This window comes from Kistimonas scapharcae (genome assembly GCF_039540975.1).
GTDB classification, from domain to species: domain Bacteria; phylum Pseudomonadota; class Gammaproteobacteria; order Pseudomonadales; family Endozoicomonadaceae; genus Kistimonas; species Kistimonas scapharcae.
This window is the reverse complement of record NZ_BAABFL010000365.1, coordinates 1-9,943: the sequence shown is the minus strand read 5'-3', so window position 1 is coordinate 9,943 and position 9,943 is coordinate 1. Positions and strand designations below refer to the sequence as shown.

10 protein-coding genes are annotated in these 9,943 nt (G+C 49.8%); 3 read left to right on the top strand and 7 right to left on the bottom strand.

Annotation, left to right across the window (positions count from 1 at the left end; translation table 11 throughout):
- The first annotated feature begins 418 nt into the window (after positions 1-418).
- Positions 419-2,119, top strand: a complete 1,701-nt coding sequence (locus tag ABD892_RS13200) for a hypothetical protein (protein WP_345196233.1) — start codon at positions 419-421, stop codon at positions 2,117-2,119.
- Between the two features lie 46 nt (positions 2,120-2,165).
- Here ABD892_RS13200 and ABD892_RS13195 read toward each other — a convergent pair whose 3' ends face one another.
- Together ABD892_RS13195 and tusA are read right to left on the bottom strand one after the other, a co-directional pair.
- A complete protein-coding gene (locus ABD892_RS13195; protein WP_345196231.1) occupies positions 2,166-2,441 on the bottom strand; it encodes an Rdx family protein in 276 nt (91 codons plus the stop codon).
- A gap of 60 nt (positions 2,442-2,501) precedes the next feature.
- The gene (tusA, locus tag ABD892_RS13190; protein WP_345196230.1) at positions 2,502-2,771 is read right to left on the bottom strand and encodes a sulfurtransferase TusA; all 270 of its coding nucleotides are present in this window, start codon (positions 2,769-2,771) and stop codon (positions 2,502-2,504) included.
- 154 nt (positions 2,772-2,925) lie between these two features.
- On the opposite strand from tusA, the gene ABD892_RS13185 reads away from it, so the two are divergent.
- On the top strand, positions 2,926-3,207 hold the full coding sequence (locus tag ABD892_RS13185) for an antibiotic biosynthesis monooxygenase family protein (RefSeq protein WP_345196229.1): 282 nt from the start codon (positions 2,926-2,928) through the stop codon (positions 3,205-3,207).
- Here ABD892_RS13185 and ABD892_RS13180 read toward each other — a convergent pair.
- From ABD892_RS13180 to ABD892_RS13170, 3 genes are all read right to left on the bottom strand, one after another.
- Entirely contained in the window at positions 3,188-4,528 is a 1,341-nt protein-coding gene (locus ABD892_RS13180; RefSeq protein WP_345196227.1) for an MATE family efflux transporter, read from the bottom strand. The two genes, ABD892_RS13185 and ABD892_RS13180, sit on opposite strands and share 20 nt — an antisense overlap.
- 277 nt (positions 4,529-4,805) lie before the next feature.
- On the bottom strand, positions 4,806-5,915 hold the full coding sequence (gene rlmM / locus ABD892_RS13175; RefSeq protein WP_345196226.1) for a 23S rRNA (cytidine(2498)-2'-O)-methyltransferase RlmM: 1,110 nt from the start codon (positions 5,913-5,915) through the stop codon (positions 4,806-4,808).
- 3 nt (positions 5,916-5,918) lie between these two features.
- A complete protein-coding gene (locus tag ABD892_RS13170; protein ID WP_345196225.1) occupies positions 5,919-6,563 on the bottom strand; it encodes an alpha/beta fold hydrolase in 645 nt (214 codons plus the stop codon).
- Between the two features lie 93 nt (positions 6,564-6,656).
- Between ABD892_RS13170 and ABD892_RS13165 the strand changes: the two genes are divergently transcribed.
- Positions 6,657-7,580 carry a Dyp-type peroxidase gene (locus ABD892_RS13165; protein WP_345196224.1) on the top strand — a complete coding sequence of 308 codons (924 nt, stop codon included), beginning with the start codon at positions 6,657-6,659 and terminating at the stop codon, positions 7,578-7,580.
- Positions 7,581-7,648: 68 nt separating this feature from the next.
- Here ABD892_RS13165 and ABD892_RS13160 read toward each other — a convergent pair whose 3' ends face one another.
- Complete coding sequence (locus ABD892_RS13160) at positions 7,649-8,737, bottom strand: mechanosensitive ion channel family protein (RefSeq protein ID WP_345196222.1); 1,089 nt, start codon at positions 8,735-8,737, stop codon at positions 7,649-7,651.
- A gap of 141 nt (positions 8,738-8,878) precedes the next feature.
- Positions 8,879-9,361 (bottom strand): hypothetical protein, encoded by a 483-nt coding sequence (locus ABD892_RS13155; protein WP_345196221.1) that lies wholly within the window; start codon positions 9,359-9,361, stop codon positions 8,879-8,881.
- Positions 9,362-9,943: the final 582 nt, after the last annotated feature.

Genomic DNA, 9,943 nt, shown 5'->3' with positions numbered 1-9,943 from the left:
GCTAAAGCGAAACTTTGTCAGTGTCGTAGCTCTGGCTTGTGCTTTTGTCTGGTTACCAATGTGAAACGTCAACAGCTCCTAATTATTTCAACGCATTGTTGAACATTATGTATTTTCAGGGAGTAAAAGGTAAATCATGGCCGCAGATAGAATCGGACGTACTCCTATTGAAGTACTGCATGCAACACGGTTAAGAACTGAGCCCGGCTATGATCCATATGCTGAGTATGGGTGCTGCTTTACATTCTGGAGATTGACCGTATGGCCAAAGATTAAAAGCTGCCTGCGGCGTATCAGGAATTGTCTATGTCGCTGTCTAGGCCTTGATAACCGGAATATTGAAAGGGCCGAGCCCCCACCTTTTATGCCAAGACCAGGCGCAGAGACAAGACGACCTCCTATACCAAGACAAGCTGGCATGAGAGATGCTCAAAGACGAGAACCATTCCCGCAATACCCTGACCCTGCCGCCGGATATAGTAACAAAATAGTTCGAGAACATCAAGATCAATACTATTCAAGCCATGCGCCAAGGCTATCTCAAACCGATCAAAACCTAATAAGTGAGATAAGATCGCATGTAATAGCACAAAACGATTACCTGTTACTCTTAGCCATCGCTATTCTGGAAAATGGCAGTACATCTGACAATGATGACTACATTTCTGAACTACAAACTCTCATAGCAGACAATCCAGAACTTGGGGTAAGAGCCAATGGGTTTCTTGCAGCACTACTTAGCCAAAACAAAGGACATCAGCGCCAAGAGGCCATAAAGCTGTTAAGAAAAGAGAGAGACACTGTTTTGAATGCCCAGAGTGAAGTTGCGAATGCCCGCCGCGACTGTATCGATAACGATACGATAACACCAGCACCAATAATAGCTAGCCGCCCAGCCCGCCCGAGTGCACCGTCTATAGAAATAGAACCATACCCTGAACCGCCTGCAACTGCATTCGCTACAGGGTTACATAGAGAAGTGTCACCCTACGATGAAGAAATACAACAATACATCGATGAAATGCAGCAGTTTGATCATGATCCTTATATAAACCTTGCACTTTCAATATTAATAGGTGATGAAAATGCAATTGACCTACAGCTGGTTCGCATACAGAACACAGGGACTGACTACATCAAAGCTATTGAATATTCCCAGAGTGACGCTGAAACTCTCTTCGTTGCAGCAACTCACAGCACCGATAGGGCAACCCAAGTGCAAGCAGCATTAGCCTTTCTCAAAGACTGCCAAGCACTTTATAGTGCGACAGAAGCAAGCAAAATGGACCAATCCGCAACTGAAGCCAATGTAGCTGAGACTCATGTCGTAGACGTAGACGTACACCGACCTCAAAGTGAAGGCAGCTCGACCCCTGAAGAAGCAGCCTCTTCTCAGCCAACATCTTTAGAGGATGACGATGAAAAATCCATGCCTATCCCTAACACATTTAATCCTGATGAAAACAAAAATACTATTTACAAAAAAACCAAACGTTTCCTCGACAAGATACAGGTTAATGACGAGAAAATAACAACAGAAATTACAGATAATTATTTTGATCTACAAATCAACACTGCAAGAAACCATAGAAGAGAGGCTCAACTCCAAGCCAAATCACTAAGACAACGATTACTTGAAATCACTCAAGGGCAGTATGCGGATGAAATCGCTAAATTTATTGGTGATTTAATGAGAACCACCTCACTTGATTTTCAACACCAACTGCGAGTCTCACTTCTCCATGAAGTTGATCTTGTGCTAAGAGGTGCCGATGATGAAAACACCTCGAATACGGAAAAAGAAACTAAAGAAAGTGAAATAGCGGTTCCACCTGAAGCGCCTACCGGAGAAACAGATGAAGCAACGGGTGTACCAAATGCAGCAGAGACAAGTGAAGCCTCATTATCTTTTCATGCCCCCTTACCAGATTTAATTGAACGAGCCTTAAACAGATTAGGCACTAATATGTTCCCTTTTAATCGAGAACGCATTTACCAACTTATGGTAATTGGATTTATTCCTGATTACGTGATCAAAGCTATTGCAGAGGCTGCTGACATCAGCAGCTACCCAGGAATAATCGAAGATTACCTATCTTTATCGCAGGAATCACAATAGCAAAAATTATCATTAGCAAAAATAATCACATAAGACATGTCAATTTTTACAGATCGCTATGTCCCAAATCTAGGTTTGGATTTATTTTATCTCTTATACGCTGCTTTAAAACTTTAGCTTCCGGAAACCCACAATCGGCTTTACGCTCCCAAACCACATAGCCATCCACATCAATCTGGAAAACACCTCCGGTTCCGGGAATCAGGCGAACTTCGCCCAGATCCGTAGAGAACGTACTCAGTAGCTCCTGGGCCAACCAGGCAGAACGCAACAACCATTGGCACTGAGAACAGTATTGAATACTGACAACCGGACGCTGCATCCCACCTTCCCTCTACAGTTTATCTCTGGCTGCAAGCCTTATGGCCGAGAATGGTAGCGATCAGGATTCGCCACCACCCTTGCGGATGTAATAGTAAAACTTTTTCTCCCGCGCTTCATTGTTAATCAACTCATGTGACAGGAAGGCACAGAACTTGGGAATATCCCGCTGGGTTGACGGGTCGGTGGCAATCACCTCCACCACGTCCCCTTCGCTCATATCCCGTACCTTGCCGTGCAGCATCATAACCGGCTCCGGGCAGGTCAGGCCGGTGGTATCCAGGACATGGTCAATCACCAGGTCAGTCGGGGCAATGCTTGATTCAGTCATTCGTATCCATCAACAGCCACTGCCATCAGACGGTCACAGTGTCGCGACACACTCGATGAGCAGTCAATCATGAAACACCGGTGCATAGATGAACCGGTCATACTAAGATAAAAATACAGGTTATTTGTCCGTACAGAAACAGGGATAGCGGCTCATGATCAAAGTCATTATTGATCGCACCATCGCCGAAGGATTCGGCCCCCATTACGACACCATACTCCAGCAGTCTACTGCACTGGTCGAGAAAGCCCCCGGCTTTCTCGGCTGCGAGTCACTGAAAGACTGTAACAACCCCAACCACCGGATCACCTTCAGTCTCTGGGACAACGAGCACACCTGGCGGCAATGGCTTAAATCCGAACACCGCAAAGCGTTGCAGGCAAAACTGGACCCCATGCTCGTCTTCGATGAGAAAATCACCGTTCTGAAGCGCTGACGGGCTCCACCTGGGTGCGGCAGTAGTTCCGGTATACCGGAACAAACGCTGCCGCCATACCGACACTTCTTGCCGCCATGAACAGCGTAAAGGCAAACCACAGACCGTGATTTCCGGATTCACGAGTCAGGTACCAGGCCGGAATAAAGATCAGTCCCGTCGACAGCACCATCAGGTTCTGCATCAGACCCGTTTTGCCCATACCAATATAGACACCGTCCAGCCAGAAACAGAGTACGCCCACCAGCGGCATGGCGATCAGCCAGGGGAGGTATTCGGCGGCCATCTTATCAAGTCCGTCAATATCCGTCAGCAGACCCAGTATATTCTGCCCAAATAGCAAAAATATCAGAAAACAGCCAAATGCCATGATGATTGAGCAGGCACCCGTTGCCCTGACCACAGACTGGAAAGTCGACCGGTTACGCTGACCACAGGCCTTGCCGACCAGCGATTCCGCTGCAAACGCAAAACCATCCAGTGCATTCGATATCAGCATCAGGAAATTCAACAACAGGGCATTGGCTGCCAGGGTATCATCACCCAACCGTGAACCCCATGCCGTAAATGTCGCAAAGGCTAACAACAGACAGAGCGTCCTGACGAACAGTTGCCGGTTGACCAGCAACAAACCCTGCATGGCCTCCAAACGGATCACCTCACGGAAACGGAAAGAACCGGGCAATGCCTTTAACTGCCCTGCAATCAGGTAAAGGCCTAGCATTAGCGTGCTGTAGTCAGCGACGACCGTCGCCTGCGCGACACCACCCGTTTTCATACCCAGTCCCAACACCAGGAACAGATCCAGCACAATATTGATGGCATTGGCAAAGGTCAGCAGAATCAGCGGCGCCCGCGCCATTTGAACACCCAGCAACCAGCCGAGGATGGCATAATTGGCGAGTACCGCCGGTGCCGAGAGAGAACGCGTCAGGAAGTAGGTTTCCAGCTCAGGCGTAATCAACGGTCCTGGCTGGTAAAAAGGAATCGCCGCAGAAAGAATCGGACGCGCCAGCAGTATCAGGATAAAACCAATCCCTCCCGCCAACACCAGGGACTGAACCAGAATATCGCGAACTTTCTGGCTATCGCCTTCGCCTGACGCATTCGCCACCAGCCCGGTGGTGCCCATCCGTAAAAAACCGAATGCCCAAAAGACAAACGTAAACAGGCTGGCGCCAATGGCAACAGCGCCTAGATAGGTTGTAGACGGCAAATGTCCAAGGACCGCGGAATCCACCAGCCCCAGCATCGGTACCGTAATATTGGAAAGGGTGACCGGCCAGGCAAATTGCCAGACCCGACGATAACTGACGTTCAAGGAGCCCCCGAAACCCGTTAATGGCGTGTTATCGTCGTCATACTAAAGAAGCACTAACAATATGCAATCCGTCTTTTATGCAGCCTGGTTCTGAAAAACGAATCCTCAGATGCCAATACAGATCACTGGGTAGATGAACCCATTAAATGTCGAGTTTGCCTCTGGTGATGTCGATTTGTAATGCTTCATTTCAGTTGATAGCCCGCCACCACTACCCTGCTGCCGTTCAAAAACAAAAAAGCCCTACACCTATAACCATAGAGCGACCAAGCAATCGCTATGATTCCAGCTTTGCATGAACGGTCACCTCTTCACGATCGTGATAGAGCTGCTTGATAGTGAGCGAACAATGCCGTTCAGCCTCAGCCAGACGGGACTGGATTTTGTCTATTGCCGCTTCCACTGCAGTAAAGCGCTGCTTCATGGGGAGCTTCAGGTTAAAGATCGCTTCACGACACCAACCGTTTACCAGCCAATCAGCCATACGACCCGCCGTGCGCGAGGGTTTATCGACAATATCGCAGACCATCCAGTTAACCGACTTGGCCGGCTGGAATAGGAACCCGTCTTCCTGCAGGTGGGTCACCAACCCGGATTCCATCAGATCACGATTCATCGGACCATTATCCACCGCCGACACAAACATATGACGATTGACCAGCTGCCAGGTCCACCCACCGGGCGCCGCGCCGAGGTCAACAGCTTTCATGCCCGACGCCAGACGGGTATCCCATTCGTCCCGCGGTACAAAAACATGAAACGCCTCCTCCAGCTTCAGAGTCGAACGACTGGGGGCCTCCTTTGGAAACTTCAGCCGTGGGATACCCATGGGCCAGGGGCTGTTATTCCCGGGGCGGGAAATCCCTGCATAGAGATTGCAGGAATCAATAAAAAAGAGATGAAGGCAGGGTTTACGGGGATCCTCTGTTTTGGTCAGAAGACCCGCTTTGCGTAAGCCTTGCCGCAGGGGATGGGCAAACTTACGACAGAATACCGAAAGTTCCTTCGCTTCATTGGTATCCGCCGTTTCCAGGCGAACTTCACCACATTGTGGTAAATCAGCCAGTGCCGCTGTCAACGCGCCCACCCGATCCTTCATGGGAAGATCAGCAATCATTTCACCAGCCGCAACCCATTGCCGAGCAAACACCAGTCCGGAGAAACGTTGTTTCTTCTGAATCTGCAAGGCACCGTCAGGCTCGTGGGAAATAAAGGTGACATACCCGGCATTTTCACGGGTTTTCACATAACCATAAATACCCAGCCGGGCGGAGACCGACTGGATCTCATTCGCACAGTCAGACTCGAAACCCGGGCGGCAGTAAAGCAGAAGATGATTCAGCGTCATGTCAGAAACAGCGGTTGTAGCGTCCAGAAAAGGCGCCACAGCCTACTGGCTTCGAATAAATTCAGCAACTTTTTCCGCGGCTATTGTCAGGTATTCATCATGGGTATGACCGGACGCCTTGCGTGGCTTCAGGTCATGGTTCCCATCCGGCAGCCATTGAATATCCAACTGAGAGGGTAACCCATAACCCTCAACCGTTTCCCGGTTGCCCATGGCATCGCGGTCACCCTGGATAATGCGAATCGGCACGGGAAATTCCATTAAATGCTCAATACGCGGTTTGTCCATTTTACCTGGCGCATGGAACGGGTAACTCAAGCACGCGACACCGGACAAACCCGTTTCAAGCACTTCTGCAGCCAACAGGGTTGCCATTCGTCCTCCCATGGACTTGCCACCGATAAAGACAGTTTTAACACCCGTCGTCTCCCTGACCTGAGCAATCACATCTCGCCAGGCCTGCAACAGCACCGGCTGGCGATCAGGCGGCCGCTTCTTCCCGGTGTGACGACGCTCCTGCATATAGGGAAACTCAAACCGGACGACAAAAATCCCCTGCGCAGCCAGTCGCTCTGCCATGGTATTCATAAAATCACTGTCCATCGCGGCGCCGGCACCGTGGGCCAGTATCAAGACCGGTGACTGTCCGTCAGCCTCACCATTCCAGAGCCAGTCTGTTTTTTTCACTTTTTTGAACTCCTGTTGAGCCGCGACAATTCAATGAACGCAGGAATCAGGTAAAGTATCGAATTTTCGTCTCTTAACGTTGCGGATGCGCGAATGACAACACCCCAATCAGGCATTTTGCCGGAAGCCAACAACAACGCTACCTTCATCACCCTGCTGATTAACAATGACGCTGACAGTATCGAGACCATCCGTCGTACTGTCGCGGCCATTCCCGCGATGACTGCCGAAATGGCACAGCAACAGCCTGACAGCCAGTTGGTCAGCACGGTAAGCTTCGGCGCCCATGCCTGGGATACCCTGTTTCCTGAAACCCCTCGCCCGGAACATCTGGCGCCTTTCAAGGCCCATAAAAATGGCCTGCGTCAGGCACCGTCTACACCGGGCGATATCCTCGTGCATATCCGTTCCGAGGGCAAGGATGTCAACTTTGACCTGAGCCGTCAGATTATGGGTGAACTGAGCGACAGTGTATTGGTTGAGGAAGAAGTCCACGGCTTCCGCTACCGGGATTCCCGGGATATGACCGGCTTTGTCGATGGCACCGAAAACCCCCAGGGAGAGGATCGCGCGGAAGTGGCACTGGTCGGCGACGAAGACCAGGCATTTACCGGCGGTAGCTATATCAACTGCCAGCGCTATATCCATAATATGGGCGACTGGGAAGCCACACCGGTCGAGCAACAGGAACAGATCATCGGTCGCACCAAGACCGATAACATCGAGTTCACCAGCGAGCAGAAGGCGCCGACCGCGCATATCAAGCGGGTCAGCATCAAGGAAAACGGTAAGAGTCTGGAAATCCTGCGCCACAGCCTGCCTTACGGTGACAGCAGTGAATGTGGCCTGTTCTTTATAGCTTATGGCAAAAGCCCAAGACCCTTTGACCTGATGCTGGAGCAAATGATTCACGCAGACCGCCATGGTCACTACGACCACCTGATGAACTACACCCAGGCTGTGACCGGCTGTGCGTTTTTTGCGCCTTCAGTCGCTTTTCTCGAAAGTTTGCAGTAATCAATCAAGAAAAAGCCGCAACTGATACTGCGGCTTTTCCCTATCAGAACAACAATCCGTTTGTTCATTTATTCTTGTAGCATTGGCTTATCCGTAATCAAACCTTCAATCGTTCGGGTAGGAAAAGCAAAATCAGCGTCAGCCTGATGAATCACCTGACCCGCTTTCAATAATATCTGCTGTTTAACTGCACGATACTCGACCAATGCCGTCGTTCGGGTAAAGCAGTCAATTAACAGGTCAATGGTTGATTCACCATATTGACTGAATGATACCTGCAGGATTCTACGGTTATCAATGCCGGGATGCTGTTTGAGATAACCCTCTATCTCAGCGGCAATAACTTCCAGTTTATTCAGATCATCGTAACGAAGGCCAACCGTCACCTGAATACGACGGTTATCCATTCGTGAAAAGTTCTCTACCGCATGGCTGGTAAACAGGGCGTTGGGAACATACACCGGCTTTCGGTCCGGTGTCCGAATGCGGGTTTGCCGCCAGCCAATAGCCTCCACTGCACCTTCAATGGAACCATTAACAAACCGAATACGCTCCCCGATATGGAAAGGCCGATCCAGATGAAGCATCAATCCACCAAACACATTGGCCAGCATATCCTTCGCCGCCAAACCGATGGCGATACCGCCTATGCCACCAAAGGCAAGAATACTGGCAATACTGTAACCGTGGGTCTGGAGAATCACTAAAAAGGCAATAATCACAATGGCCAGCTGCGCCATGCGTACACCGGCCTCAATAACACCGGCTCGGGCAAGCTGGTTGTCTGCCGGTACACTGGCTCTTAACTGTTTAACAAAACCCAGTAAAAACCAGGCAAGCAACACAATCACGACTGTCCGGCGGAGGGTTCTGCCAGCATCCAGCAACGGGATTGGCCAGGCGGTATTAAGAATCTGGAGTATCCAGGTAATACCAACAATCCAGATTAACCAGCGGGCGGGCGAACGGGCTGCCAGCAACATGGCACTGTCCCAGCCAACCCGTGAGCGGGCAAACCGCTTCTCAAGCGCGCCAAACAAGCGATGGACATACCAGCCGGCAAATCCCATCAGCAACAGAATAGCGACAATCTGTCCTATCCAGAAAGTGTGCTCACTGAGACTGCCCCAGAAGTTATAATCATCCGGCCATTGCATTCATTAGCACCTGCAGCAATCAGTCAAGACTTACCTGAACTATAGCCGCCTGCCGGAAAAGGGAGTATTCGCCGTTATTGTATTCGTTAATGCTATTCCAGTATTCAATGAATCGAATACGACACTACGGGTTAACTATCATTAACCGAATTGACTTAATGCATCAGCCAGTTGTTTATCAACATCATTAAATTTGGGACTACTCTTGCTCTCGTCTGCAGCCTTGTTGCCACGGTATGGCTGACGCTTGCCATGGTGATGAGACCGACGGCGCTGCGGCTTCTGTTCCCACGCCGGCGACGTCTCAGCCTGTTCTCCGGCAGGGGCTATGCGCAACAAACGCTCGAGACCACTGATATCCGAAAGCGACAACGAATGCCCCTGACGGTTTCGGTAACCATTCATGATGCGTTTGACATCATCAGCCAGTCCCAGTCGCTTGGTGGCGAACATCAGGGAAATCAAAGCGGACTCAGCATCTTCGACAACAACAATCGATCCGGCGAGATTAATTTCGAAACTCTTTTTATCCCGAGCATCAATATAAAACTGGTAAGGTCCGATCTCATTCAAGCTGGATAGAAGATGTCTGACAAAACGAAAATCCAGTTCTGCGTATTTCATTTATCTCACGGATTATCAAGACTCGCGCACATGATATCCATGACAAGGGGGGGCTGGCAATCAAAAACGGAGGAATTTATACGGTTTCATGCCCTGTTGAAGGTGCTGTATCAGCATTCTCCCCTCGGTGACAACGTAATCACCTCACAAATAACCGGTATATTACCCAACCCTACCTCCTTCTTTAATAGATGAAGAGGCGGGACAATCCCTGCCCATTCAACAGACATCCCCGATATTGAGGGGGATGACCATTACAGAAAAGACAGTCCAGCAGCCATTACCTGCCCGCTTCCCTTAATCATGCCCTGATACATACCCTTAGACAGCATCCGGCTCAATACCCTTCGAGCCACGCTCCAGTGCGGCCATCCAACCTGAGAATAGGCAAAGGCACCCTCCGGATGTAGTGGTGTAACTCGTTCGAATCAGACGAAAAAACTCGACTTTCAGTTATTAGTTTTTTATTAGCTGGTTTCGATTAGATATAAAATGTGAAACTTTAGGGGCTGTTGACGTTTCATTGAAAGCCTTGAACCAAGCCTGAAAATCCGCAGTATGTTGCTACCGCTCATGCTTTCA

Coding starts and splice junctions, on each gene's coding strand:
- ABD892_RS13200 (WP_345196233.1), top strand. CDS start 419: ATGAGAGATGCTCAAAGACGAGAACCATTCCCGCAATACCCTGACCCT.
- ABD892_RS13195 (WP_345196231.1), bottom strand. CDS start 2,441: ATGCAGCGTCCGGTTGTCAGTATTCAATACTGTTCTCAGTGCCAATGG.
- tusA (WP_345196230.1), bottom strand. CDS start 2,771: ATGACTGAATCAAGCATTGCCCCGACTGACCTGGTGATTGACCATGTC.
- ABD892_RS13185 (WP_345196229.1), top strand. CDS start 2,926: ATGATCAAAGTCATTATTGATCGCACCATCGCCGAAGGATTCGGCCCC.
- ABD892_RS13165 (WP_345196224.1), top strand. CDS start 6,657: ATGACAACACCCCAATCAGGCATTTTGCCGGAAGCCAACAACAACGCT.
- ABD892_RS13160 (WP_345196222.1), bottom strand. CDS start 8,737: ATGCAATGGCCGGATGATTATAACTTCTGGGGCAGTCTCAGTGAGCAC.
- ABD892_RS13155 (WP_345196221.1), bottom strand. CDS start 9,361: ATGAAATACGCAGAACTGGATTTTCGTTTTGTCAGACATCTTCTATCC.